This window comes from Pseudarthrobacter sp. GA104, from assembly GCF_009741265.1.
Classification (GTDB): Bacteria; Actinomycetota; Actinomycetes; order Actinomycetales; family Micrococcaceae; genus Arthrobacter.
Genome location: NZ_WOWL01000001.1, coordinates 773,006 through 797,734, shown reverse-complemented (window position 1 = coordinate 797,734; position 24,729 = coordinate 773,006). Strand labels below are relative to the sequence as shown.

Here is a 24,729-nt window from a genome sequence, read left to right as displayed (position 1 = left end):
GGCCGGGGGCCGGGTCCCGGGCCGGAAGGCCTGCGGACCGGTCCGCGCCGCTGGGACGTTGTGCCCTAGTCTTCCGCTGCGCCCTGCACGCACAGTTGAGCATGGCTAAGATCTATATTCCCTACGGCAGCATTGAAGGGCAGACAGCCCACATAGCCGAGTACATCGCGGACGTCATCCGGGCCCACGGGCACCAGGCCGAAACGGTGGACCTCAAGCACAACACGGGCAGGCTTCCGGACGGGCAGGACGGCGTCATCGTGGCGGCATCGGTGCATATGGGCAAGCACGAGGGCTTTGTTGCCGACTTCGTCCGCGAAAACCGCACGGAACTAGACCAGGTGCCCTCCGCCCTGGTTTCGGTCAGCCTGGCCGCCCACGGGGACGAAGCCAACGCGGAAAGCCAGGTGAAGCAGTTCGAGGAGGAGACCGGCTGGCATCCCCGGCACGTGGCAATGTTCGGCGGTGCGCTCCTGTACACCCGGTACAACTTCCTGAAGCGCCAGCTGATGAAGAAGATCGTCAAGGACAAGGGCTCCCAGGACCTCGACACCTCCCGCGACTACATCTATACCGAATGGGACGGCGTAAAGCACTTCACGGAGGATTTCCTGGCCCGGCTGGCGCGTCCGGCAAACCCCTCCTAGGGCGGCTGGAGAACCTCAACCACAAGGCCCAAATTCAGGCGGCCGGAACCGCCTGGAAGTGTTTTTCGATGAGCCCCTTGATGTCCTCGTGGCAGCCGCCGCAGCCAGTGCCCGCACGGGTTGCCTTGGACACGTCTGCCACCGTGGAGCAGCCTTCCTCAACTGCGCCCTGGATGGCGGCTCCGCTGACGCCCGCGCACCGGCATACGGTGCCGGCGGGATCGGCGGGACCCGTGCCGGGCAGCTGGTCCGGGCCGTCAAGGCGCAGCAGCAGGGACCGGTCTGCCGGCAGTTCGGCGCTGCGTTCGAACAGCCCCACAAGCTCGGCGGCGGTGCGTGGCATGCCCACAGCCACCAGCCCTTCAAGAACGCCGCCGCGGGTGGTCATCTTCACGTAGCGGCCGTGCTCCGGATCCGCCCACTGGGCAACCTGGAGGCGCGGGCGCCCGTCCACGGCACCGGCGGACAGTGCTTCCTCGTCCCACGGCTCGGCAGCGTTGTCCCCGGCCACGGCCATGTTCATGCCGCGTGCCTTCAGGACGATGACGCCGGCCTGCTCCGCAGGCAGTTCCGGCAGGACTTCGGCTTGCTCCGGCGTGCCTGCGGCCAGGAGGGCCAGGTATTCGGCCAGCCATTCGGCCTGGCGCCAGCCCGGCCCCACCAGGCCCGACGGTCCTTTGGCATTGCGGCAGGATGCGCAGCCAGGGTCCGGGCAGCGCACCTCCGCGCAGTCGCCGATGGCGAAGATGTGCGGCTCGTGGTGGGCGCGGAGCTTGTGGTCCACCAGGATTCCTGCGGACGTGGAAAGCCCGCAGCCCTCGGCCAGCTCCGTTCGGGGACGGACGCCGCAGGACAGCACCAGGAGGTCGCCGTCGATCGCTGACCCGTCGTCAAGCAGCAAAGCGGAGAAACCGCCGTCGGGAGCGTTGTGCTCCACCCCGGTGGAGCGGGCATTGCCGGCCATCCGGACGCCGCAGCGGCGCAGGCTGGCAGCCAGGACGGCGCCGCCGCCGCGGTCGATGTTGCGTCCCAGGGGGTGGGGCCCGTTGTGGACCACGGTGACGGTGGCGCCTTCTTCGGCCGCGGCCAGGGCCGTCTCCAGGCCCAGGACGCCGCCGCCCAGGACCACTACCCGCTTGCCGCCCTCCACTGCCTGGCGCAGCACGTCGGCGTCACGCAGGTCGCGCAGCGCGGTGACGCCGGCCGGAAGGACAGGGTGGGTGGGGTCCGGGTTGATGCCGGTGAGGTTGGGAATGACCGGGCGTGAGCCGGTGGCAAAGACCAGGCGGTCGTAGTGGACTGCTGCGCCGTCGGAGAGGATGACCTGCTGCCGGGCCCGGTCCACCCTGCGGACGCGGAGGCCGAGGCGGACGTCCACACCGTCGCCGGCCAGGGCGTCCGCGTCGGAGAGTGCCAGGGCATCGGCCGTGGTGCGTCCCACGCCGAGGTCGGCGACGAGAACCCGGTTGTAGGCTCCTTCAGCTTCCTCGCCCACCACAATCAGGGTGGCCAGGCCGGTGCGGACCGCGGGCAGGAGTTCGTCCACCAGCCGGGCCGCCACCGGGCCGAATCCCACAATGACAATCTGCTCGCTCATGAGGCCTCCGTCGTTTGAAGCACGTTGGTGGAGAGGGGAACGGCCACGGGCCGGACCCACACGGTGTTGAACTTGAATTCGGGCATCCCGGAGATGGGGTCCGTGGCCGCCTCGGTGAGGCGGTTGGCGCTCTCCAGTTCGGGGAAGTGGAAGGGCAGGAAGACCGTCTCGGGACGGATGGCGTTGCTGAGTTGGGCCCGGCACACCACTTCGCCGCGCTCGTTGGCCACCGACACGAGCGCGCCTTCGGTGATGCCCATCGATGCTGCGGCTGCCGGATGGATCTGCACCTGTGCCTCCGGCTGCGCTGCCAGCAGTTCCGGCACTCGTCGGGTCTGCGCGCCGGACTGGTAGTGCTCCAGGAGGCGGCCCGTGATCAGTGTCATGGTCTTGGCAGCTATGCCATCCCCTGCAGGGGGCGCAGCAGGAGTACGACGGCGGCGCGGCGTCACCGGGACCATCACGGCTTTGCCGTCAGCGTGCGCGAAAGCGTCCTGGAACAGGCGCGGCGTGCCGGTGCTGCCTGCGGGGTAGGGCCAGTAGGCGGCCTCCCCGCGGTCCAGCATGGCGTAGTCGATGCCCGAGTAGTCGGCCAGCCCGCCGGCGGAGGCCAGGCGGAGTTCCTCGAAGACGGTTTCGGGGTCTTCGCTGTAGGTGGACGGTGCGTCCAGGGCCTCGGCCAGCCGCGCCATGATCCAGAGTTCGCTGCGGGCACCCGGCGGGGGCGCAAGGGCGCGGCGGCGGCGCAGCACCCGCCCTTCGAGGTTGGTCAGGGTGCCTTCCTCCTCCGCCCACTGGAGCACCGGGAGGATGAGGTCCGCCTCGGCTGCGGTCTCGGACATAAAGAAGTCGCAGACCATCAGGAAGTCCAGGCTGCGGAGCCCCTGGATCACTGCGTTCGCGTCGGGGGAAGCCACGGCGATATTGGAGGCGTGGACGAAAAGGCAACGGACGCCGTCGGGCTTTCCCAGTGACTGAAGCAGCTGGACGGCGGGCAGGCCGGGGCCGGGAATAAGTTCCTCGGGAACGCCCCAGACGCCGGCTACATGGGCGCGGGCGGCGGGGTCGGTGATCTTGCGGTAGCCGGGGAGCTGGTCCGCCTTCTGGCCATGCTCGCGGCCGCCCTGGCCGTTGCCCTGGCCGGTGAGGGTGCCGTAGCCGCTGCGGGCGGAACCGGGCAGGCCCAGCAGGAGGCTCAGGTTGATGGCCGCGGTTGCAGTATCGGTGCCGTCCACGTGCTGTTCCACGCCGCGGCCGGTGAGGATGTAGCTGCCGCCCTGGCGGGTCCCGGCGGCGAGCCGGCGGGCTGTTTCCCGAATGAGTTCGGCCGGGACGCCGGTGAGGGACTGGACGCGTTCGGGCCAGAAGGAGTTGACGCTGCGGGCTACGGCGCTGTAGCCGGAGGTGCGTTCCTCCAGGTAGGAAGTGTCCACCAGGTTCTCGTGGATGACCACGTGGGAGATGCCCAGCAGGAGGGCCAGGTCGGTGCCCGGCAGGGGCTGGAGGTGGAGGCCTCCGCCGTCGGCCGTGAAGGCAGCCGTGGCGGAGCGGCGGGGATCGACCACGATCAGCCCGCCGGCGTCGCGCGTTCCCTTGAGGTGCTGCACAAAGGGCGGCATGGTCTCGGCCACATTCGAGCCCAGCATCAAAATGGTGCTGGCGGTGTCCAGGGACTCCAGCGGGAACGGCAGGCCGCGGTCGACGCCGAAGGCCCGCATCCCGGCAGCCGCGGCGGAGGACATGCAGAAGCGGCCGTTGTAATCGATCCTCGACGTGCCCAGGGCGAGCCGGGCGAACTTGCCCAGCATGTAGGCCTTTTCGTTGGTCAGGCCACCGCCGCCGAAAACGCCGACGGCGTCCGCCCCGTGGCGTGCGCGGGCATCCTTCACCGCGGCGACTGCAAGGTCCAGGGCCTGCTCCCAGCTGATGGGGCGGTGGACGCCGTCGGGGCCTTTCAGCAGCGGCTCGGTGATCCGGCCGGCGTGGTTCAGGAGGCTGGGGGACGTCCAGCCCTTGCGGCAGAGGCCGCCGCGGTTGGTGGGGAAATCCCGTCCCTGGACTGTGAGCGGAACGTTGGTGGGCGCCTGGGGCGCTTCATGTTCCGCTGCGGGTGGTGCGGACACGGGGACTGGCCCCGGCTGGGAAGCCGGGGCCAGGCCCGTTGGAGACGTGAGCGTCATGGCGCACTGCAGGGCGCAGTAAGGGCAGTGCGTGTCGGCGCTTGTGGTCATGTTAGACGTGTCCCATCGCATTTCGGTTGGCGTTGCGGATGTAGCAGGCCCAGCAGACAACCAGCATCAGGACATACGCTCCGACGAAGCCGTAGAAAGCGGATGTGTAGGAGCCGCTGGCGGAGTTCGATGCGTTCAGTACCTGGGGGATCACGAATCCGCCGTAGGCGCCGATGGCCGAGATGAGGCCAAGGGCCGAGGAGGCCAGGCGCTGGGTGGCTACGGAGCTGGCGCCGTTCTTTGCTGCCCGGCTGGAGGTGGCGAAGATGACCGGGATCATCCGGTACGTGGCGCCGTTTCCAAAGCCGCTGGCGGTGAAGAGCATCAGGAAGAGCGCCAGGAAGAGCCAGAAGTTCTTCAGCGGCAGGGTCCAGATCATGGTCAGGGTGATCACGGCCATGGAAGCGAATGCCGCGATGGTCATGCGGGCGCCGCCCATCCGGTCAGCCATCCGTCCGCCGTAGGGCCGGGCCAGGGAACCCACCAGCGGGCCGAGGAACGCGAGGGACAGTGCCACGGTCCCCACTCCGATCGAGGAGAAGGCCGGGAAGTAGTCCTTGATGAGCTTGGGGAAGACACCGGCGAATCCGATGAACGAACCGAAGGTGCCGATGTACAGCAGTGCCATGATCCACAGGTGCGGTTCCTTCAGCGCTGCGATCGAACCGGCCACGTCACCCTTGGCGCTGGTGAGGTTGTCCATGTATTTGAAGGCGCCGAACGCGGCGATCAGGATGAAGGGGACCCACATCCAGCCAGCCATGGGGAGGTTGACGCTGCCGACGGCGAGCATGGTGATCACAATCGGGACGGCGAGCTGTGCCACGGCGGCACCCATGTTGCCGCCCGCAGCGTTCAGGCCCAGTGCCCAGCCCTTTTCACGGGCGGGGTAGAAGAACGTGATGTTGGCCATGGAGCTGGCAAAGTTGCCGCCGCCGAAGCCGGCCAGGGCTGCCACGAGGAGCATGACGCCGAAGGGGGTTTCCGGGTTGGACACGCAGAGTCCGAGGCCGATGGCGGGGATCAGGAGCAGCAGGGCGGACACGATGGTCCAGTTGCGGCCGCCGAAGCGGGGAACCATGAAGGTGTAGGGGATGCGGAGGGTTGCGCCCACCAGGCTGGGCATGGAGATGAGCCAGAAAATCTCGGAGGTGGAGAACGTGAAGCCTGCTGCGGGCAGCTGGACCACAACGATGGACCAGAGCTGCCATACGACGAAGCCGAGGAATTCGGCGAAGATGGACCAGTTGAGGTTGCGGCGGGCAATGGTGCGGCCGGCGGTTTCCCACTGCTCCTTGTTCTCGGCATCCCAGTTGGCGATCCAGCGGCCGGGGCGGAATTCAAGGGCGGGGGAGTCTGTGGTGCGGGTGGTGCCGGGCTGTGCGCTGGGGGCTGCGGAACCTTGTACGTCGAGGTCAAGGGAATTGCCGGTGCCGGCATCAGCGGTGCGATCAACAGTCACGGTGTACCTCCTTCGGGGGATGTTGTTCCTCCAAGGTAAAGAAGCCGCGTTTCACGGACCGACGATGTTTGTTAACGCGCTGTGACATTTGCCTATCGGCGGCCAAGGGCGGCTGTTAGGCGAGGGTTATTGGCCAAAAATGAGACGGACTGCATCTGTCCGCATGCTGGACCTTTTGTCCATTCACTGGAACGCGGGAACTAATATTGGACTCTAACTATTTCGACCCGGAGCACGACTGCTGCCTCCGGACGGTTCTCACGAAAGCGTTTACCTATGTCATCCACCGAAACCTCCACGGTGCCCGGATCCCCGCAGCCCGTGAACTCCCGGGGCCGCGTGATCGTAGCCAGCCTGATCGGCACCACGGTCGAGTTCTACGACTTCTACGTCTACGCCACGGCCGCGGTGCTCGTCTTTCCGCAGCTGTTCTTCCCCAACCAGAACGAAACAACCCAGCTCCTGAGCTCCTTCGCGGTATTCGGTGTGGCCTTCGTGGCCCGCCCGCTCGGCTCGATCGTCTTTGGCCACTTCGGCGACAAGTTCGGCCGCAAGGGCACGCTGGTGGCATCCCTGCTCACCATGGGTATTGCCACCTTCCTCATCGGCTGCCTGCCCACCGCCCTGGTTCCGGGCTGGGCGTTCTGGGCCCCCGCGCTGCTGGTGGTCATGCGCTTCGCCCAGGGCCTGGCCCTGGGTGGTGAATGGAGCGGCGCTGCGCTCCTGGCCACCGAGAATGCGCCCGCGAACAAGCGGGCCATCTACGGCACCTTCCCCCAGCTGGGCGCCCCCATCGGCTTCATCATCGCCAACGTGATCTTCCTGGTGTTCAGCTACGCACTCTCCCCGGCCGACTTCCAGGCCTGGGGCTGGCGCGTTCCCTTCCTGCTCAGTGCCGTCATGGTCATCATCGGCCTGTACGTCCGGCTCAAGCTGATCGAAACCCCCGCCTTCACCAAGGTGATCGAGTCCAACGAGGTCGCCAAACTGCCGCTGGGCCGGGTGTTCAAGACCAGCTGGCGCCAGCTCATCCTGGGTACGTTCATCATGCTCGCCACCTACGTGCTCTTCTACCTGATGACCACCTTCACCCTGACCTACGGCACCCGCCCCGCCAGCCTCGAGGCCGCCAGGGCCGCGGCTGAAAAGGCCGGCAAGCCTATGTCGGAAGCGGCCGCCGCCGCGTTCGTCCCAGGCCTGGGCTACACCCGCAACGACTTCCTGTGGATGCTGATCGCCGGCGTCGTCTTCTTCGGCATTTTCACGCTGGTCTCCGGACCGCTGGCCGAGAAGTACGGCCGCCGCAAGATGCTCCTGGCCGTCACCGGCGGCATCTTCGTCTTCGGCCTGCTGTTCGTCCCGCTGTTCAGCGGCGGCTTCATTGGCACCATGGCGCTGCTGGTGATCGGCTTCTCCCTGATGGGCCTGACGTTCGGGCCGATGGGTGCGCTGCTGCCCGAACTGTTCCCCACGAACGTCCGGTACACGGGCTCAGCCGTCAGCTACAACTTCTCCAGCATCCTGGGTGCAGCGGTGGCCCCGTTCATCGCCGTGGCGCTGTGGGAAATGGCGGACGGCAGCCCGGTCCTGGTGGGCATCTACCTGACCTCCATGGCCGTCCTGACCCTCATTGCCCTGTTCGTGAGCAAGGAGACCCGCGACCTGGACTACGAGAACAACGTGGCCTGACCCGCCCTGATGGGGATGCCCGGTATGGCCCTGCGGCCTGCCGGGCATTTTCATGCCTACCGGGCGTAGCGGGCCACGAAGTTCCGCAGGATCTTCATGGGTTCGGTGGCAGTGAACTGCCGGGCGCTCTCCATCAGCTCCTCGGCCGACTCCGGCGGAAAATACCCCGCGTGCCGGTAAATGTCGATCCGGGTGCACAGGCCTTCAGCGTCCAGCTCCGGATGGAACTGCGTGGCATACAGGTTTTCCCGGACCCGGAACATGTGCACCGGGCAGGCCGCGGAGCGGGCCAGCAGGACCGCATGCGGCGGCAGAACGGTGCAGGCCTCCTTATGGCCGGTGAACGCCGTAAATGTCGGGGAGAGTCCCTCCAGCAAGGGGTCCTCAAGCCCGGCCTCCGTCAGCTCGATCTCCACCCCGCCCAGGGGTTCGCCGTAGGTCCTGTCGATCACGGCGCCCTGGTGCCGCCCCAGCGTCCCCACCCCGTAGCAGGCCCCCAGGAACGGGAAGTCGCGGGCCACCAGTTCGTCCAGCAGTCCCGCGAGCTCGCGCTCCACCCGGTGCTGGACGGAGGATTTCGTTTCCGGGGGATCGCTCGACGTAAAGGGGCTGCCGCCCACAATCACGCCCGAGTAGCTGGAAAGGTCCAGGCTGGGCAGCGGCGCAGCTTCCAGGCGCACCCTCCGCAGCTCCCGCGGCTCCAGCCCGCCGTACCGGAGGTAGGCGGCGTACTCGTCCTCGGCGGCAGCATCCTCCGCCCGCGAGGCCAGGAGCAGGAAAGGCAACATCTGCTAAGTGTGCCGGTTGGAGACCGGTCTGTCAGCCAATATCAGCTGGCAGGCTGGGTGAGGGAGCGGCGCGACTGCGGCCGCGCGGCGGGGTCCGCGTGCCGGTGCACGAGCTTCCAGTAGCCTTCCTCGCGCCGGAAAATACTGGTGACCCGGAGTGCGAACTCCTCCGCGGCGGCAGCACCGTCCAGGCGTGCCCGGAAATGTTCGGTCTCCACGAGGTAGGCGGTGTCCCGGGCGGTGTAGGACGAGATGGTGTCGAACCCGAGCATCTGTCCGTCCTGGAACTGCCGGGCAGCCTGGTCCAGCCTGGCCTCCACTTGTGCCCAGCCGCGGGCTATCCCGCCGAACGGGTTGGCCAGGGTGACGTCGTCGAGCCGCGAATAGAGCTCCTTGATGGGGCCGGGGTTGCCCTGGGTGATTTCGGGGACGGCAAGGTGGTAGCGGTCCACTTCTTCCTGGAAGCTGGGTGCGAGCATGGGTGCCTCCGGCGCTTAGTCTTCGATGATGGCAATGACAGCGCCGGCAGAAACTGTTTCGCCGGATGATGCCTGGAGCCCGATGATGGTTCCCGAGCGGTGCGCGGTCAGCGGCTGCTCCATCTTCATCGCCTCGAGGACCACCACCAGGTCTCCCTCGGTCACAAGGTCGCCGTTCGCGACGGCGACCTTCACGATGGTGCCCTGCATGGGGGAAGTGAGGGCGTTGCCGGTGGCGGCAGCCGGGCCGCCGGAGCGTGAGCGCTTCTTCGATTTGGCGGGCTTGGCTGCCGTTGCCGCCCCGCCCGTTCCCAGGGAACCGAGGGAGGCGGGCAGGACCACCTCGAGCCGCTTGCCGCCCACTTCCACCACCACGCGCCGGCGCTCTTCCGCGCCGTCGGTGTCAGCAACTCCGTCGGGCGTCCAGGCCGGAAGGTTGTTGACGAACTCTGTCTCGATCCACCGGGTGTGGATCTTGAACGGGCCCTCGGCCGGGGCGAATGCGGGATCGGAAACCACCGCGAGGTCGAACGGGATGACGGTGGGAATGCCCTCCACCACCATCTCCTCCAGGGCGCGGCGGGCCCGCTGCAGGGCCTGGGGCCGGCTGGCGCCCGTCACGATCAGCTTGGAGAGCATGGAGTCGAAGTTGCCGCTGATCTCGTCACCCTGTTCGATGCCCGAGTCGATCCGGACTCCGGGGCCAGTGGGATTCTTCAGCACGCGCACGGTGCCGGGAGCCGGCATGAAGTTCCGGCCCGGGTCCTCACCCGTGATGCGGAATTCGATGGAGTGGCCGCGCACCTCGGGGTCGCCGTAGCCGAGCTCTTCGCCACGTGCCAGCCGGAACTGCTCGCGCACCAGGTCGATGCCGGTGACTTCCTCGGAAACGCAGTGCTCCACCTGCAGGCGGGTGTTGACTTCCAGGAAGGAGATGGTGCCGTCCTGTCCGACGAGGAATTCGCAGGTGCCGGCGCCCAGGTAGCCTGCCTCCTTGAGGATGGCCTTGGAGGATTCGTAGAGGCGCCGGTTCTGGTCCTCGGTCAGGAACGGGGCGGGGGCCTCCTCCACCAGTTTCTGGTTGCGGCGCTGCAGGGAGCAGTCGCGGGTGGAGACCACCACGACGTTGCCGTGGGCGTCCGCAAGGCACTGGGTTTCCACGTGCCTTGGGGCGTCCAGGAAGCGCTCGATGAAGCATTCGCCGCGGCCGAAGGCGGCGGTGGCTTCGCGGACGGCCGATTCGTACAGTTCGGGGATTTCTTCCCTGGTCCGGGCCACCTTGATGCCGCGGCCGCCGCCACCGAAGGCGGCCTTGATGGCCACCGGCAGACCGTACTGGTCCACGAAGTCCAGGATCTCCTCGGCGGACTGCACGGGGTCGGCGGTGCCGGGAACCTGGGGGGCGCCCACTTTTTCGGCGATGTGCCGGGCCTGGACCTTGTCGCCGAGGGCAGAGATGGCTTCCGGCGACGGGCCGATCCACGTGATGCCGGCGTCGATCACGCGCGCGGCGAATTCGGCGTTTTCGGCAAGGAAGCCGTAGCCGGGGTGGATGGCGTCGGCGCCGGACTGGAGGGCGGCGTCGATGATCTTGTCCATCACCAGGTAGGACTCGGCCGCGGTGTTCCCGCCCAGGGCGTAGGCCTCGTCAGCGAGGCGGACGTGCAGGGCGTCACGGTCCGGGTCCGCGTAGACCGCCACGGAGGCGATGCCTTCATCACGTGCGGCGCGGATGATGCGGACGGCAATTTCACCGCGGTTGGCGATCAGCACCTTCGTGAGGGTCGACTGCGTGGTTCCTGCGGACTGCTCCAAATTTGCTGACAAGGCGTCTCCTTCTTTCCTTCAGGGAGCCTAGCGCGGTTTTGAGGGTTCCGCCGATATTACTTGCGGAATCCGCGTGTAAACGCTCCAGCCTTTGTAGGGAAGCTACAAGACGCTACGAAATGCGGCGCTTTTACCGCGCCGGGCGGGGCTCCGCTCAAGCGGGCCAGAGGTCGGTGATGCGCACGTTCGCCGAAGCCAGCAGGTCCCGGAGGGTGGAGACGGAAAGCCCGACGACGGTGTGCGGGTCGCCGTCGACCTTCCGGATGAACGCCCCGCCCAGGCCGTCGATGGTGAAGGACCCGGCGCAGTGCAGCGGCTCGCCGGTGGCGATGTAGGCATCGATCTCGGCCGGTTCCATCTCCAGGAAGGAGACCGCGGCGGAGGCAACCGTCCCCAAAGTGGCGCCCGAACCCTGTTCCCCGCCGCCGTCGTCGTCCGGATCGGTGTCCCGGCAGTCCACCAGCCAGTGGCCCGTGTGCAGCACCCCCGTGTTGCCGCTCATCCGCAGCATGCGCTCACGGGCCACGGCGGCGGTGTACGGCTTGCCGTGCGCCTCGCCGTCGAATTCGAAGACGGAATCGCAGCCAAGGACCAGCGCCCCTTCTGCTTCCGGCAGGGCGGCCACGGCTTCGGCCTTTGCCCGGGCAAGCAGCAGCGCGGTGTCATGGGGGTCGGTAACGCCGTACCGGGCCTGGACGGCGTCCTCGTCCACGTCTGAGACCAGGACGGTGTGGCGGATGCCGGCCTCGGCCAGGAGTTTGGTGCGGGCGGGCGACTGGGAAGCGAGAATCAGGCGGGGCACGGTTCCAGCCTAGTGGACCAGTTCCCCGGACGCCCGTGCGGCCTCGGGCCGGCTCAGCTTGGCGCCCTCCACGTCCACATCCGGCAGGATCCGGTCCAGCCAGCGGGGCAGCCACCAGGACTTTTCGCCCAGCAGGTACATCACGGCCGGAACGATGGTCATGCGCACCACGAAGGCGTCCAGGAGCACACCGAACGCCATCGCGAAGCCCAGCGGCCGGACCATGGTGAGGTGGCTGAAGATGAAGCCCGCGAACACGCTGACCATGATGATCGCGGCGGCGGTCACCACGGCGGCCGCGTGGCGGAAGCCCACCCGGACGGCTTCCTTGGCCGACGATCCGTGCATGTAGGCCTCGCGCATCCCGGAGGCGATGAACACCTGGTAGTCCATGGCCAGGCCGAACAGCACGCCGATCAGGATGATGGGCAGGAAGCTCAGCACGGCGCCGGGGTTGGCGACGTCGAACACGCCGCCCAGCCAGCCCCACTGGTACACGGCCACCACCGCACCGAAGGCAGCAGCGAGGGACAGCAGGAAGCCGCCGGTTGCCAGCAGCGGCACCACGATGGAGCGGAACACCAGCAGGAGCAGGACCAGGGCAAGTCCGACGACGATTGCCAGGTAGGGCGGCAGGGCGTCGCCGAGCTTCGTGGAGACGTCGATGTTGCCGGCGGTCTGGCCGGTGAGGCCCATGGCGACGCCATACTCGGACTGGATGTCGTCATTCAGGCCGCGAAGCTCCGAGACGACCCGGACGGTGCTGGCGCTCGCCGGGCCTTCCTCGGGGATGACCTGGAACACCGCGGTGCGGCGGTCCTCGCTGAGTGCGACGGGCACGGCGGCCACCACGTTGTCCACGGCACGGAGCTTGTCCGCGACGTCGTACTGCAGTGCCTGCGCCTGGGCCTCGTCCAGGTTTTCCGGGAACTCACCCACAGCCACGATGGGGCCGGTGACGCCTTCGCCGAAGCTCCGCGCGGTCAGGTCGTAGGCCTGGTAGGCCTCGGAGTCCACCGGCTCCGAGCCGCCGTCGGGCAGTGCAAGCTGCAGCTGGGTGGCCGGGAGCGCGAGGGTGCCGAGGAGGAGCACCCCGGCCAGGAGCGCCACGATGGGGTGCCGGGTGACCAGGCCGCCCCAGCCGTGCGTGCTGCGTTCGCGGTCCTTGGCCTCATCGGCTGCCTCATGGCCGGGTTCGGCGTTGTGGGCCTCGGCTTTGGCCCAGGCCCGCCGGGAGATGATGCGGCGCCCGATCAGGGACAGCATGGCCGGGGTGAGGGTGATGGCCACCAGGACAGCCACTGCCACGGTGCCGGCCGCGGCCAGGCCCATCACGGCGAGGAAAGGCAGCCCGGGAACCACCAGGGCCGCAAGGGCGATGATCACGGTCAGCCCGGCGAAGACCACCGCATTGCCGGACGTTCCGGTTGCCCGGGCCACGGATTCCTCCGGATCCATTCCGGCGAGCAGCTGGGTCCGGTGCCGGTTCACGATGAACAGGGAATAGTCGATGCCGACGGCCAGGCCCAGCATGAGGGCCAGCATGGGTGAAATGGAGCTCATGTCGAACAGGCCGGACAGGGCGAACGTGATGCCGACGCCGATGCCGACGCCCACGATCGCCATCAGCAGGGGCAGCCCGGCAGCAACCAGGGTGCCCAGCATGAGGATCAGGACCAGCGCCGCGACGGCGATGCCAATGACCTCGGCCGCGCCGAAGAGTTCGGAGATGTCCTCGGTGATCTCCTTGCTGGCATAGGCGGTCACGCCGGCAGCGGAAGCTTCGTGGGCGATGTCCTGGACCTGCTGGCGGACCGCCGGGCTGAGGCCATTGATGGAGGTGTTGAACTGCACCTGTGCCACTGCCGCGCGCCCGTCCTCCGACACGAAGCGGATGGCGGACGATGCCTCGGCCTGGCGCTTGCCCAGCTCGAGCTTTGCCTTGCCTGCTTCCAGTTCCCGGGTGCCGGCTTCGAGCCGGGCCTGCCCTTCGGCAAGGGCTGCCTTTTGCTGGCCGAGCCGGGCTTCGATCAGGGCCGCCGGGGCGCCGGCCGCCGCCAGCTGCTGTTCGGCTGCGGCGAGCTGCCCCTGCCCGGCTTCAAGCTGGGCGCGGGAGGCGTCCAGCTGTGCCTGGCCTGCGGCAAGCTGCTGCTCGCCGTCGATGATGGCCTGGCCGGCCTGGTCCACCTGGGCCTGGGTGGCGAAGGGATCCACGGTGCCGCGGACACCCTGCACGGTCTTGAGCTTCTCCAGGGCCTCAGAGACGGCGGCCCGGCTCCCGGCGGTGAAACCGCCGTCGGGCGCTTCAAAGACGATGGTGGCGGTGCCTCCGGACGCCGAGGGAAGCTCTTCCTTCAGCTTGTCCGCGATCCGCTGCGTCTCAGTGCCTGGGATCTGGAAGTTGTTGGAAAGTGTGCCGTGGAAGGCTGCGGCGGAACCGCCCACGGCCACCAGGGCGGCAAGCCACAGCGAGATGACCAGCCAGCGCCGGCGGTAGGAGAATTTGCCCAGGCGGTACAGGAACAGTGCCATGCGAGGAAACCGATCTGATCAGGAGGAACGGGTGGCGGAAGAGGATGGGGCAGGTGCACTGCCTGTGGTGAAGCCTGAGCCGAGCAGTGCCATGGCGTCGATCAGCAGTTGCCGCAGCTCGGCCAGGGATGCCGGCGAGAGGTCCGCGCCGCGGCGGGCAAACCAGACCTCCATTGCCGCCTTGCCGCAGGAGATGACGGAACCGGCCAGGGCACGGAGGTAGAGCTCGTTTTCGGCGCCCGGAGTGGCGGCAGCCCGGCTGCGTGCCACGGCGGTGATCTGTTCCCGGCAGTGGTCCCATGCTTCCAGTTCGGAGTGGGACATAAGCGTGCTCTGCTGGGTCAGGGTGAAGAGTTCTGCCAGCGGGGCCACTGTCATGGGGTCCGCCAGCGCCATCAGGGCCTCCTGCGCCGACTGCAGGATGGGCTCCTCCGCTGGCCGGAGTTTGAACTGCTGTATCGCGTTATCCAGGAAGCCATGGGTGATGGAGGCCAGGGCGGCGTCGGTGCTGCCGAAGTAGTTGAAGAAAGTCCGGCGTGAAATCCCGGCGGCGTCTGCGATGTCCTCAACCGTGAAGTTGCCGGGGCCCTTGCTTCGCAGGAGGCCCAGTGCGGCGTCGGTAATGGCCTGGCGGGTGGCCGCCTTGTTCAGCTCGCGGCGCGATGGTGCGGCCGGTGGCGGGACGGAGGTTCCCTCTTGGGCAGACTCTGCAGAAACAGTCACCCGTTTACACTATGTGCAACTTTGCACTCTGCGCAACTTACTTTCACAGGAGAATGAAAGGTTCCGAACAGGCCCCGCATGACTTGCTGCCCAATTCTGTAAGTGTCCCGAAAAGGACCAATCATTAGCAGCCGTCACCCGACGGCGGATCCAGGAGACACGTAATGTCACGCACAAAGAAGATGACCCTTGGCCTGTCAGCTACGGCGCTGGCCCTTGGTGCCGGTATCGGAGTTGCCGGCATGGCCTCCGCCACCACCACACCCGCCCCCACGCCCAGTGCCAGCTCCAGCGCGTCCCCGGACGGGAGCACCGGCACCGCTCCCGGCGGAGGCATGGGCAAGCACGGCCGGGGCGGCGAACGGGGCGTAGCCCAGGCATCCGCGCTCGCCGGGAAGCTGGGTGTCGACGAAGCCAAGGTGGCCGAAGCGCTCCAGGCCTTCCGCGAAGCCAATAAGCCTGCCACGCCGCCTGCGGAGGGGGAGAGGCCGGACCCCGCCGCCCGCGTGGCCTCGCTGGCCAAGTCGCTTGCCGAATCGCTGGGCATCGAGGAGTCCAAGGTCACTGCTGCGCTGGAGGAGCTCCGCACGGAGAGGCAGGCGGCGAAGGCTGCGGCCCTCAAGACGCGGCTGGACCAGGCCGTCACGGACGGAAAGCTGACGCAGGCCGAGGCCGACGCCGTCACCAAGGCGGTGGAAAACGGCATAATCGGCGGCGGCGGTCACTGACGCGGCCATGACGCCAAGTGGGCCAGCCGCCTAACGCAGTAGAAGTTCCCGGGAAGATTTCCCGGGAACTTCTACTGTGTTGTTGCAGGGGGTGAGCAGGGGCACTTAGGCCTTCGCGTCCGCCAGTTCACGCGAAGCGGTGTCCGTGGAGGCTCCGTCGGACGGGGCATCGGTATCAGCGCCGGCAACAGAATCGTCCACGAAGGGCGTGCCGTTGCGGGGAGCGTTGTACAGCTGCTCGTCGAGGATGCCCTGGCGCTTGGCCACGATGGTGGGGACGAGTGCCTGCCCGGCCACGTTCACTGCGGTTCGGCCCATGTCCAGGATGGGATCGATGGCCAGGAGGAGTCCGACGCCGGCCAGCGGCAGTCCCAGCGTTGACAGCGTCAGCGTGAGCATCACCACGGCTCCGGTGGTTCCCGCGGTGGCAGCGGAACCGAGGACGGATACCAGGGCGATCAGCAGGTACTGGGTGAAGTCCAGCTGGATGCCGAAGAACTGGGCCACGAAGATCGCGGAGATGGCGGGGTAGATGGCGGCGCAGCCGTCCATCTTGGTGGTGGCGCCCAGCGGAACGGCGAAGGAGGCGTAGGCGCGGGGGACGCCCAGGCTTCGTTCGGTGACGCGCTGGGTCAGGGGCAGGGTTCCCACGGAGGAGCGGGAGACGAAGGCCAGCTGGACGGCAGGCCACACGCCCGAGAAGTACTGCTTGACGGAGAGGCCGTGGGTGCGGACAAGGATGGGATAGACCGCGAAGAGCACCAGGGCGAGGCCCGCGTAGATGGCGAAGGTGAACTTGCCGAGGGCCCCGATGGTGTCCCAGCCGTAGACAGCCACCGCGTTGCCGATCAGGCCCACGGTGCCCAGGGGCGCGATGCGGATGATCCACCAGAGCACCTTTTGGATGACAGCAAGTGCGGAGGCGTTCAGGTTCAGGAACGGTTCGGCAGCCTTGCCCACCTTCAGCGCGGCAACGCCGACGGCGATGGCAATCACCAGGATCTGGAGCACGTTGAAGCTGACCGAGGTGGTGACGGCGCCGGACTCGGCAACCGTGGAGCTGGCGCCCAGTCCCAGGAAGTTCTTGGGGAACAGGCCGACCAGGAAGGCCCACCAGTCACCGGACTTGCCGGAGTACTTGGCTTCCTGGGTGATGCCCGTGTTGGCGCCGGGCTGCAGGAGAACGCCCAGCCCGATGCCGATCAGTACGGCGATCAGCGACGTGATGGCGAACCACAGCAGGGTGTTCCAGGCCAGCTTCGCGGCGTTGGACACCTGGCGAAGGTTGGAAATGGAGCTGACCACAGCGGTGAAGATCAGGGGTACGACGGCGGTCTGCAACAGGGACACATAGCTGGAGCCGATGGTCTGCAGCGTGGCGCCGAGGCCGTTCGGGGCTGCCTTGGTGCTGCCGGTGTACTTGGCCAGCAGGCCGAGGCCCAGCCCCACGATGAGGGCGGCGATGATCTGGACGCCGAACGAGCCGGCCCACTTGGGCAGCTGGAAGCCGGTCTTCCCGGCAGGGGAGGGGTGCTTGTCTGAGTGCTCACCCGAACACGCTAGAGCCACCCCGAATACCACGGCGAACGAACATTGAGAAATGTTACGCGGCCATCGATTCGGCCTGCGCCTAAAAACCCCGGGAAATCAAGGTTGTACAGCGGCCATGTTACTTATTCCCTGCCTGAGTGTGCTTAACATCTCGCGCGATACGGCAAAAGGCCCGACGTGGGTGCCTTCCGGCAGCTTGCGTCAAAGCGACGAAGGAGCAGCAAGCAGAGGAAGGCACCCTCGGCGGGCCGGGGCGACTGCGGAGCCAGAGCTAGGAAAGCAGTGCCCGCCTCAGGGTGTCCAGTCCTACGGAGCCGATGTTGAGGGCCCTTGTGTGGAACTCTTTGAGGTCGAAACCGGGGCGGGCTTCGAGTTCGGCTCGGATCTGCTCCCACAGGCGCTGGCCAACTTTGTAGGAGGGCGCCTGGCCGGGCCAGCCCAGGTAGCGGGTGAACTCGAAATTCAGCTGGCCTTCACTGATGGGCAGGTTTGCCTTCAGGAATTCATATCCTTTGTCCGGGGTCCAGGTGCCGGAGCCCCAGCGTTCCGGCATCTCCAGTTCAAGGTGGACGCCGATGTCGAACACCACGCGGGCGGCGCGCATCCGCTGCATGTCCAGCATGCCCATGTGGTCGCCCGGGTCGCTCAAGTAGCCAAGTTCCTGCATCAGTTTCTCGGCGTACAGAGCCCAGCCTTCGCCGTGGCCCGAAGTCCAGCACACGTTGCGCCGCCACTTGTTCAGCAACTCGCGGCGGTAGGTGGCGGTGGCCACCTGGAGGTGGTGGCCCGGGACGCCCTCGTGGTAGACCGTGGTGGTTTCGGCCCAGGTGGTGAACGTGTCCTCACCGGCGGGGACTGACCACCACATGCGGCCCGGTCGGCTGAAGTCGTCGGACGGGCCGGTGTAGTAGATGCCGCCCTCGTCGGTGGGGGCAATGAGGCATTCCAGCTTCTTCATGACGTCGGGGATGTCGAAGTGGACGCCGGCAAGCTCGGCCACGGCTTTGTCGGAGAGTTCCTGCATCCACCGCCGCAGCGCGTCCTTGCCCTTTAGCTGGCGGGCGGGATCGTTGTCCAGGATCTCCTTGGCCTCGGCGATCGTGGCGCCGTCCTTGATGGTGTGGGCCACCTGTTCCTGCTCGGCGATGAGCCGGTCCAGTTCCTCCACGCCCCACGCGTAGGTCTCTTCGAGGTCCACGGTGGCGCCGAGGAAGGACCGGGAGGCGAGGGCATAACGGGCCCGGCCCACGGCATCCTTTTCGGGCGCTGCGGGCAGCAGCTCTGCGCGGAGGAAGTCCGCCAGCCCGGCGTAGGCTGCCCTGGCGGCGGCAGCACCGGCGTCGAGCTCTTCCCGGATGGCTGCGGGCAGCGGCCCGGCGGCAGTGGCTGCCCCCGCCGCCAGCTTCGCGAAGAAGCCATCCTCCGAGGCGTACTTCGTCACCTGCTCAATGACGATCTTCACCTGGCGGGCGGCGGCCACCCGGCCGGCGTCCTTCGCCTGCCGCAGGGATTCTGTATACCCGGCGATGGCGCCGGGTACGTTGGACGCGCGGCCGGCAATATGCCGCCAGTCCTGTTCGGTCTCCGTGGGCATAAGGTCGAAGATCGCCCGGATGTCCTGGGCGGGGGAGGCAATGTTGTTCAGGTCGGCGTAATCCCATCCCGAGGCGTGGATCAGCAGCTGCAGGCCCAGCCGCTCCCGCATGGCGTCCAGGGTGACCGCGTCAACGTCGTCCTCCGGCTCGAGGCCTTCGAGGTCAACCAGGGCCTTCCGGGCGGCCTCCGCGAATTCGGCGATGCCTGCGGGGGAGAAGTCCTGGTATTCGGTTTCGTGTCCGGCAAGGCCAAGGGTGGTGGCGAAGGACGGATTGAGCCTGATGAGCGTCTCGGTGTAGTCATCTGCGACGGCGTCAATCCGGGTGTGCGGGCGGGCGGCAGGAGAAGTGTCTGTAGTCACACTCCGAGACTAGCGCCCGGAATCCGGGAAGGCCTGCCTTTCAGCCGCGGCTTCGCTTCCACGCTCCGGGGCCGGGGGTGGGCTCCAGCCTCAGCTGCTGGCGGCGGACCCAGTGCCGCACCGGCGGCTTCTCCGTCTCCGCCTGTTCTGCACCGCCCAGGGAAAGTACGACGGCGGTCAGCGCCGCCAGTTCCTCGGCGGTGGGCTGCCCCTTGACGATGGACAGCAGGGGTTCAGCGGGTGCCTCGGTTTCGGCAGCCTTGGCCACCGGCTTTTCCGCGTTCACAGCGGGATGTTCCCATGCTTCTTGGCGGGGAGGCTGGCGCGCTTGTCGCGCAGGGCACGCAGGCCCTTGATGATCTGCAGCCGCGTCTCGGACGGGGCGATGACGGCGTCAACGTAGCCGAGCTCAGCCGCCTGGTAGGGGTTGAGGAGCTCTTCCTCGTACTGCCGGATGACCTCGGCGCGCCGTGCTTCGACGTCGCCGCCGGCCTCCGCAACCGCCGCAAGGTCGCGGCGGTACAGGATGTTGACGGCACCCTGGGCACCCATCACGCCGATCTGGGCGGTTGGCCAGGCGAGGTTGAGGTCGGCGCCGAGCTTCTTGGAGCCCATCACGATGTAGGCGCCGCCGTAGGCCTTGCGGGTGATCACGGTGAGCTTGGGAACCGTGGCTTCGGCGTAGGCATACAGGAGCTTGGCGCCGCGGCGGATGATGCCCTGGAATTCCTGGTCCTTGCCGGGCAGGAAGCCGGGAACGTCCACCAGGGTAATGATGGGGATGTTGAACGCGTCGCAGTGGCGGACGAACCGGGCAGCCTTTTCCGAGGCGGCGATGTCCAGCGTGCCGGCGAACTGCAGGGGCTGGTTGGCGACGATGCCCACCGTGTGGCCCTCCACCCGGCCGTAGCCGATCATCACGTTAGGCGCGTAGAGGGCCTGCATCTCCAGGAAGTGGCCGTCGTCCACGATCTGCTCAACCACGGTGCGCATGTCGTAGGGCTGGTTGGCGGAATCAGGGACCAGCGCGTCCAGGGCGAGGTCGTCGTCGTCGAGCTCCAGTTCCTGCGTGTGCTCCAGGACGGGCGCCTCCGAAAGGTTGTTGGACGGCAGGAAGTCCAGCAGTTCGCGCACGAACTCGATCGCGTCCGCTTCGTCCGAGGCAAGGTAGGTGGAGGTGCCCGTGGTGGCATTGTGCTGCCGCGCGCCGCCGAGGGTTTCCATGTCAACGTCCTCTCCGGTGACCGTCTTGATGACGTCCGGTCCGGTGATGAACATGTGGGAGGTCTTGTCCACCATCACCACGTAGTCGGTCAGCGCGGGGGAGTAAGCGGCGCCGCCTGCCGACGGGCCCATGATGAGCGAAATCTGCGGGACCACGCCGGACGCGTGGACGTTGTTCCGGAAGATGTCCGCAAACATGGCCAGCGAGGCAACGCCTTCCTGGATGCGTGCTCCGCCGCCGTCCAGGATGCCCACCACGGGGCAGCCGTTGCGCAGCGCAAACTCCTGCACCTTGACGATCTTTTCGCCGTTGACCTGGCTCAGCGACCCGCCGTAAACCGAGAAGTCCTGGCTGTACACGGCCACCAGGCGCCCGTCCACGGTGCCGTAACCGGAAACCAGTCCATCGCCGAGCGGCTTCTTCTTCTCCATGCCGAACGCGGTGGAACGGTGTACTGCCAGGGCATCGAATTCAACGAAGGAGTCCTGGTCGAGGAGGAGGGCAATGCGCTCCCGGGCTGTGTTCTTGCCGCGCGCATGCTGCTTTTCGATGGCTTCGGGACCGGAGGGCTGTTCGGCACGCGCCTGGCGGTCGCGGAAATCGGCGATCTTTCCCGCTGTCGTTGTCAGATCGTGGCTCATCAAGTATCTCCGGCTCTGTAGCAGATTGATTCTGTGGTGCTGTGAATGCTGGCGGGCTGTGGCACTGAGGTTTAAGTAGCTTCCACACAACAGGCGAACCCTGCTGGCAAGTCTAGTGACGCTTCCGGCGGCTGCGGCTGTAGGGAACCTACAATTTTCTGTGCCGTCATCAGCAGCAGCGCCATGTTACTTGCCGGTAACTTAGTTGGGTTACAGTGGTGCCATGACTTCGAGCAATGACGCTTCGCGTGCCCTCGGCGGACCCTACCAGGCTGCCGGTTCACTCAAGGGAAGGACCATCCTCATCTCCGGCGGGAGCAGGGGGATCGGCCTGGCAATCGCCCTGCGCGCGGCGCAGGACGGCGCCAATATCGTGCTGATGGCCAAGACGGGGGAGCCCCACCCAAAACTGGCCGGGACTGTCCACACAGCTGCCCGGGAACTGGTGGAGGCGGGCGGCCAGGCGCTTCCCCTGGTGGGTGACGTCCGGAATGACGACGACGTCGCGGGCGCCGTGGCGGCAGCAGTGGAACGGTTCGGGGGCATCGACGCCGTCATCAACAATGCTTCCGCCATCGACCTTTCCCGGACCGATGACGTGGACATGAAAAAGTACGACCTCATGCAGGACATCAACGTCCGCGGGACGTTCCTGATGTCCAAGCTGGCGCTCCCGGCGCTCCGGGCCTCCGACCAGGGCCACATCCTTACGCTCTCCCCGCCACTGAACCTCGATCCCCGCTGGGCGGGAAAGCACCTTGCCTACACCATGGCAAAGTACGGGATGAGCCTTATAACCCTCGGCCTTGCAGAGGAGCTGAAGGCTGACGGAATCCGGGTTAATTCGCTCTGGCCGCGTACCCTCATTGATACCGCTGCCATCAGGAACATGCCGCACGGGGAAAGGATCGTCCAGGCCGCCAGGGGCGCGGAGATCATGGCGGACGCAGCCCATGCCGTGCTTACGGGCTCCAACCGCACGGACGGCGGCCGGCCAAGCGGCAACTTCTACACGGATGAGGAAGTGCTCGCGGCAGCCGGGGTCACCGACTTCCGGCCGTACAGCCTTGGCGCTCCCGAAGACCAGCTGGTGCCGGACATTTTCCTCTAGCCTTTGCTTCCCCTGGCCTCCGCCGTCGTCCTTCCGGTTCCCGCGGGCCGGCACGCCGGGCTGCCAGGACTAAGCCGGGTCGGTAGAGTTTAGCTATGGATGACGCACATGCCCCCGGCACGCCACTGGACCGGAGGGCCCTCGCGGACCAGCACTTTCTGTCCGCGGCCGGCATCCCGCGGCTCGACGTTGTTAACTCCACCGGCTCCACCAACGCCGATCTCCTTCGCTCTGTCACCGTGGAGCCTTCGGCCTGGCCGGACATGTCAGTGCTGACCGCGGAGTACCAGACGGCGGCCCGCGGCCGCCTGGACAGGCGCTGGGAAGCGCCGCCCCTGAGCTCTGTCTCCGTTTCCGTCGTTCTGCGGCCGGCCCACGCCGAAGGAAGGCCGCTTCCCACCCAGAGCTATTCCTGGCTTTCCCTCATCGGCGCCCTGGCGCTGCGGGAAACCCTCCTGGAAACGGCCGGCCTGCCTGCCGAGTTGAAGTGGCCCAACGACGTCCTGGTGCGCGGCAGGAAGATCGCGGGAATCCTGGCCCAGCTGGGCCCCATGGTGGACGGCTCCGCGCCCCCGGTCATCCTGGGAACCGGTTTGAATGTCACCCTCCAGGCGGCCGAACTCCCGGTCCCCACCGCCACGTCGGTGGTGCTGGAGTCACCGCGCACTGCGGACCGTACGGAGCTGCTGAAGAGCTACCTTCTGCACTTCGCCGTGCTCTACCGCGGCTTCTGCAACGCCGACGGCGACCCGGCGGCAGGCCTGGCCGGCGGCCCTTCGCTGCACAAGCGGGTGGAAGCCGTCCTGACCACCCTGGGCAAGCAGGTGCGGGCGCAGCTGCCGGGCGACCACGAAATTATCGGCCACGCGACCCGCCTCGACGAGTATGGTTCACTGCTGGTGGTGGACCGCGAGTCCAAGGAGCACGTGGTAACGGCCGGCGACGTTGTGCATTTGCGTCCGTGGCATTCCCCGGAGGGTTCCGGCCAGGGCGGTTATGCGTAAAGACCTCGTTCCGGGCGAGCAGGTGATTGTCACCACCCGCCCGCAGCCGAGGAAGCTGGCCGGGGCAGCTGCGGCCTTTATATTTTCACCGGCGCTTGCCGCGTTCGCTTCCGCCTGGGCAACCCGCGGGGAGGCGGCCAAGCTCATTCCCGCGCTGACTCCCCGGTGGACGCCGTGGCTGGTGGCCGGGTTTGCCTTGGCGGTGGCGGGGGTCTGGCTGGGTTATTGCCTGCCCCGGCTGCTGCGGTGGCAGGGCACCAGGTACACGCTCACCAGCCGGCGGCTCGTTGCCCGGTCCGGCATCCTGCGGCGACGGGACCAGCAGGTGAACCTGGCTTCGGTGCGCAATCTGACTGTCCATGAATCGGTACTTCAGCGCCTGTTGCGTTCCGGGAATATATCCTTGGAAACCGGGTACCAGGGCGTGGTGACATTCCAGGACGTGCCGGAGGTTGCCACGTTCCGGGATTTCATCCTTGATGCCATCGAGGAATTGCCCGACGAACATGACAGCCAGGCCGGCGGAGCAATGGACGATCCGGCCGGAGCTTTGCCCTGGGAATTGAGAGAAGGTGGACGGGATGAACGATGAGGACCAGCAGGAGCGCGTGGACTCCACCACACCCCCGCCCGCGATGGATTCCCACCCCGCCACCGGCACCATGTCTGCCGAGCGGCTCGCCATGAAGGCTTTGGAGGCCCGGCTGCTGGGCGGCGAACGCAAGCTCCGGCGCCGCGAAGTCGCCGCCGGCGCCGGGCTGTCCCTGCTGTCCGCACGCAAACTGTGGCGTGCCCTCGGCTTCCCCAACTTCGGCGACGAGGATGTCGCGTTCACTGAACGCGACCAGGCCGCGCTCTCCACCGTGGTGGACCTGGTCCGCTCGGGGAAACTGACCGAGGAAGCCGCCATCTCCGTCACCCGCTCCATCGGGCAGATGACGGACCGGATGGTGGTGTGGCAGATCGAAGCCCTGGTGGAGGACATGGTCCATGAGCAGGGTGTTACCGACGCCGTCGCCCGCAAGCGCCTGGTCAATGAGCTTCCCGCACTGGTGGACGCCCTGGAAGAAATGCTGGTCTACTCCTGGCGGCGCCAGCTCAACGCAGGCGTCCAGCGGCTCGCGGTCCGGGCCGAAGCGGGCCTGCAGGCGAGCGAAGAGGGCCGGGAAGGCGACGAGGACGATGCCCCGCTTCCGCTGGCGCGCGCCGTCGGCTTCGCGGACCTTGTTTCGTATACCAGCCTGTCCCGCCGCATGAACGAAAAAACCCTGGCCCGGCTGGTCCAGCGCTTCGAGAACAAGTGCGCGGAGATCATCTCCGTGGGCGGCGGCCGGCTGGTGAAGACCGTGGGCGACGAAGTCCTCTACATCGCGGAAACCCCGGCCGCCGGTGCCGAGATCTCCCTGGCTCTTGCCCAGGCCTTCACGGAAGACGAAATCCTTCCCGAAGCACGGGTGGCCATGGTGTGGGGAAGGATCCTGTCCCGGCTCGGCGACATCTATGGCCCCACCGTGAACCTGGCCGCCCGCCTCACCACCCTCGCGGACCCCGGCACGGTGCTGGTGGACTCGATGACCGCCTCGGCACTGGAACACGACGAACGGTTCGTGCTGGAACCGCAGCCGCCCGAAAACGTCCGCGGATTCGGCGAAATCCGCCCCGTGCGGCTTAGCCGCGGGCTCGGCAGAGGCTTGGTGCTGGACTAAGGCCTGGGAAAGGCCGGAGGTTTATCCAT

At 67.2% G+C, this 24,729-nt stretch carries 19 protein-coding genes and 1 pseudogene; 7 read left to right on the top strand and 13 right to left on the bottom strand.

Going from position 1 to position 24,729, the window contains the following annotated elements; genetic code table 11:
• Window positions 1-101: 101 nt before the first annotated feature.
• Window positions 102-647 carry a flavodoxin domain-containing protein gene (locus tag GK109_RS03530; protein WP_157238686.1) on the top strand — a complete coding sequence of 182 codons (546 nt, stop codon included), beginning with the start codon at window positions 102-104 and terminating at the stop codon, window positions 645-647.
• Between the two features lie 34 nt (window positions 648-681).
• Here GK109_RS03530 and GK109_RS03525 read toward each other — a convergent pair whose 3' ends face one another.
• The 3 genes from GK109_RS03525 to GK109_RS03515 are packed head-to-tail and all read right to left on the bottom strand — an operon-like array spanning window position 682 to window position 5,937.
• Window positions 682-2,244 carry an FAD-dependent oxidoreductase gene (locus GK109_RS03525; protein WP_157238685.1) on the bottom strand — a complete coding sequence of 521 codons (1,563 nt, stop codon included), beginning with the start codon at window positions 2,242-2,244 and terminating at the stop codon, window positions 682-684.
• Window positions 2,241-4,475: a molybdopterin oxidoreductase family protein gene (locus GK109_RS03520; RefSeq protein WP_157238684.1), complete on the bottom strand. Its 2,235-nt coding sequence runs from the start codon at window positions 4,473-4,475 to the stop codon at window positions 2,241-2,243. Before GK109_RS03520 ends, GK109_RS03525 begins: the two co-directional genes overlap by 4 nt.
• Before the next feature lies 1 nt (window position 4,476).
• Complete coding sequence (locus tag GK109_RS03515; RefSeq protein WP_370460374.1) at window positions 4,477-5,937, bottom strand: MFS transporter; 1,461 nt, start codon at window positions 5,935-5,937, stop codon at window positions 4,477-4,479.
• Window positions 5,938-6,213: 276 nt separating this feature from the next.
• Between GK109_RS03515 and GK109_RS03510 the strand changes: the two genes are divergently transcribed.
• Window positions 6,214-7,626, top strand: a complete 1,413-nt coding sequence (locus tag GK109_RS03510) for an MFS transporter (protein WP_157238683.1) — start codon at window positions 6,214-6,216, stop codon at window positions 7,624-7,626.
• Between the two features lie 56 nt (window positions 7,627-7,682).
• Here the strand turns inward: GK109_RS03510 and GK109_RS03505 are convergent, their stop codons facing one another.
• The 6 genes from GK109_RS03505 to GK109_RS03480 all read right to left on the bottom strand — a co-directional run bounded on the left by GK109_RS03505 (window position 7,683) and on the right by GK109_RS03480 (window position 14,777).
• Entirely contained in the window at window positions 7,683-8,414 is a 732-nt protein-coding gene (locus tag GK109_RS03505; protein WP_157238682.1) for a glutamine amidotransferase, read from the bottom strand.
• A 41-nt stretch (window positions 8,415-8,455) separates the two neighbouring features.
• On the bottom strand, window positions 8,456-8,893 hold the full coding sequence (locus GK109_RS03500) for a nuclear transport factor 2 family protein (protein WP_104997279.1): 438 nt from the start codon (window positions 8,891-8,893) through the stop codon (window positions 8,456-8,458).
• Between the two features lie 15 nt (window positions 8,894-8,908).
• Window positions 8,909-10,720: a biotin carboxylase N-terminal domain-containing protein gene (locus GK109_RS03495; protein ID WP_157238681.1), complete on the bottom strand. Its 1,812-nt coding sequence runs from the start codon at window positions 10,718-10,720 to the stop codon at window positions 8,909-8,911.
• 154 nt (window positions 10,721-10,874) lie between these two features.
• Window positions 10,875-11,522, bottom strand: coding sequence for a nucleoside triphosphate pyrophosphatase (locus GK109_RS03490; RefSeq protein WP_321215773.1), 648 nt, complete (start codon window positions 11,520-11,522; stop codon window positions 10,875-10,877).
• Window positions 11,523-11,531: 9 nt separating this feature from the next.
• Window positions 11,532-14,054, bottom strand: coding sequence for an MMPL family transporter (locus GK109_RS03485; protein WP_157238680.1), 2,523 nt, complete (start codon window positions 14,052-14,054; stop codon window positions 11,532-11,534).
• An 18-nt stretch (window positions 14,055-14,072) separates the two neighbouring features.
• Window positions 14,073-14,777, bottom strand: a complete 705-nt coding sequence (locus tag GK109_RS03480) for a TetR/AcrR family transcriptional regulator (protein WP_370460373.1) — start codon at window positions 14,775-14,777, stop codon at window positions 14,073-14,075.
• Between the two features lie 164 nt (window positions 14,778-14,941).
• On the opposite strand from GK109_RS03480, the gene GK109_RS03475 reads away from it, so the two are divergent.
• Window positions 14,942-15,505 (top strand): hypothetical protein, encoded by a 564-nt coding sequence (locus GK109_RS03475; RefSeq protein WP_157238679.1) that lies wholly within the window; start codon window positions 14,942-14,944, stop codon window positions 15,503-15,505.
• A gap of 105 nt (window positions 15,506-15,610) precedes the next feature.
• Here the strand turns inward: GK109_RS03475 and GK109_RS03470 are convergent.
• The 4 genes and pseudogenes from GK109_RS03470 to GK109_RS03455 form a co-directional block, all read right to left on the bottom strand.
• Window positions 15,611-17,055 (bottom strand): annotated as a pseudogene (locus tag GK109_RS03470) (dicarboxylate/amino acid:cation symporter).
• Between the two features lie 272 nt (window positions 17,056-17,327).
• Entirely contained in the window at window positions 17,328-19,013 is a 1,686-nt protein-coding gene (locus tag GK109_RS03465; RefSeq protein WP_370460372.1) for a DUF885 domain-containing protein, read from the bottom strand.
• Window positions 19,014-19,053: 40 nt separating this feature from the next.
• Window positions 19,054-19,299, bottom strand: a complete 246-nt coding sequence (locus GK109_RS03460) for an acyl-CoA carboxylase subunit epsilon (RefSeq protein ID WP_321215779.1) — start codon at window positions 19,297-19,299, stop codon at window positions 19,054-19,056.
• Window positions 19,296-20,879 carry an acyl-CoA carboxylase subunit beta gene (locus GK109_RS03455; protein ID WP_157238678.1) on the bottom strand — a complete coding sequence of 528 codons (1,584 nt, stop codon included), beginning with the start codon at window positions 20,877-20,879 and terminating at the stop codon, window positions 19,296-19,298. Before GK109_RS03455 ends, GK109_RS03460 begins: the two co-directional genes overlap by 4 nt.
• A 223-nt stretch (window positions 20,880-21,102) precedes the next feature.
• Here GK109_RS03455 and GK109_RS03450 point away from each other — a divergent pair, with 223 nt between their 5' ends.
• The 4 genes from GK109_RS03450 to GK109_RS03435 all read left to right on the top strand — a co-directional run bounded on the left by GK109_RS03450 (window position 21,103) and on the right by GK109_RS03435 (window position 24,700).
• Complete coding sequence (locus GK109_RS03450; protein ID WP_157238677.1) at window positions 21,103-21,990, top strand: NAD(P)-dependent oxidoreductase; 888 nt, start codon at window positions 21,103-21,105, stop codon at window positions 21,988-21,990.
• A gap of 95 nt (window positions 21,991-22,085) precedes the next feature.
• Window positions 22,086-22,994, top strand: coding sequence for a biotin--[acetyl-CoA-carboxylase] ligase (locus GK109_RS03445; RefSeq protein ID WP_157238676.1), 909 nt, complete (start codon window positions 22,086-22,088; stop codon window positions 22,992-22,994).
• Window positions 22,987-23,586 carry a PH domain-containing protein gene (locus tag GK109_RS03440; protein WP_157238675.1) on the top strand — a complete coding sequence of 200 codons (600 nt, stop codon included), beginning with the start codon at window positions 22,987-22,989 and terminating at the stop codon, window positions 23,584-23,586. Before GK109_RS03445 ends, GK109_RS03440 begins: the two co-directional genes overlap by 8 nt.
• Window positions 23,576-24,700, top strand: a complete 1,125-nt coding sequence (locus tag GK109_RS03435; protein WP_157238674.1) for an adenylate/guanylate cyclase domain-containing protein — start codon at window positions 23,576-23,578, stop codon at window positions 24,698-24,700. The genes GK109_RS03440 and GK109_RS03435 overlap by 11 nt, the downstream gene beginning before the upstream one ends.
• Window positions 24,701-24,729 lie beyond the last annotated feature (29 nt).